Source organism: Paenibacillus bouchesdurhonensis, from assembly GCF_900155685.1.
GTDB lineage: Bacteria > Bacillota > Bacilli > Paenibacillales > Paenibacillaceae > Fontibacillus > Fontibacillus bouchesdurhonensis.
In genome coordinates, this window is the sequence record NZ_LT732542.1 from 1 (window position 1) to 1178 (window position 1178).

At 41.5% G+C, this 1178-nt stretch carries 2 protein-coding genes; both read left to right on the plus strand.

Features of this window, described 5'->3' with window-relative positions:
• Positions 1-776: copper amine oxidase N-terminal domain-containing protein (locus CZ379_RS00030; RefSeq protein WP_110929731.1), on the plus strand; the 776-nt coding region annotated here is incomplete at its 5' end.
• Between the two features lie 87 nt (positions 777-863).
• Positions 864-1178: copper amine oxidase N-terminal domain-containing protein (locus tag CZ379_RS00035; protein ID WP_199925378.1), on the plus strand; the 315-nt coding region annotated here is incomplete at its 3' end.

Genomic DNA, 1178 nt, shown 5'->3' on the forward strand with positions numbered 1-1178 from the left:
AGAACAATCGGGTTCAGGTGCCGCTTCGTGGGATCGGAGAAGCACTGGGGGCAAAGGTAGACTTCAGCGAAAAAAACGTAACCTATTTGAAGGGCGAGAAATCGATCGTTCTAACATTAGGAAGTAAGGTGGCCGTGGTCGATGGCCAAAATGTAACGATGGATGCGGCAGCCAAAGCAGTAAAGGGACGCACCTATGTTCCGTTGCGGTTTGTTAGCGAGAACCTGGGTGAATCAGTGAGCTGGGATCAGGTAGGGGGATGGGTTTGGATTGGTGAAAAGGTGGTACCAACCTTAGAAGAAGTTGGCTTGAAAACAGTGAGTATTGATCCATATTTAAAGTGGTTTAAGGATAAAGAATATCTTCTGAAACGTCCACGAGAAGATATAACTTATGAGAAGGTATTGATTTTTAAAGAAGCGGATTTACCTACGAAATTTTTACGTGAAATTTACAGTGTTGAGCTGTTTACAGAGCCTACATCAAAGGTTGTCTTTCTTAAAGTGCGAGCTAAGACCACCTCTACGGTAGGAAACCTGTTTTACCTTACTAGCAAAAATGATATTCGGTTTCGTAATCATGTAGTTGGTAGAACTATTAATAACGGTGACGGAACTAAATATGACTTCTATCCAATATGGTCTCTGTCTGATAAAACGTTAGATGGAATTATTGATCAGAAAGTTTTGGAATTAAGTGACATAGAGTACATTGGATTTGATGGGGGAAACCAGGATTATGTCCCTCTCATGATTAACCCATGGAAAGGCAATTAATCGATAAATGCCTAAATTACATACGGATGACAAAGTTTTCAGAAAGAAAACTAACATCATGAATTATAAAAGAAAGGTGCTTATAAGATGAAAAAATGGATAACTGTCTTGATATTTGGTGCTGTAGCCTTTTCTACTTTTCAATTCGCAGATACTGTAGAGGCTGCCAGTGGTTCTGTTATTACCGTCTTGGTCGATGGACGAAAGGTAAAATTTCAAGGTGGCGATCCGGTCATGGAGAACAATCGGGTTCAGGTGCCGCTTCGTGGGATCGGAGAAGCACTGGGGGCAAAGGTAGACTTCAGCGAAAAAAACGTAACCTATTTGAAGGGCGAGAAATCGATCGTTCTAACATTAGGAAGTAAGGTGGCCGTGGTCGATGGCCAAAATGTAACGATGGAT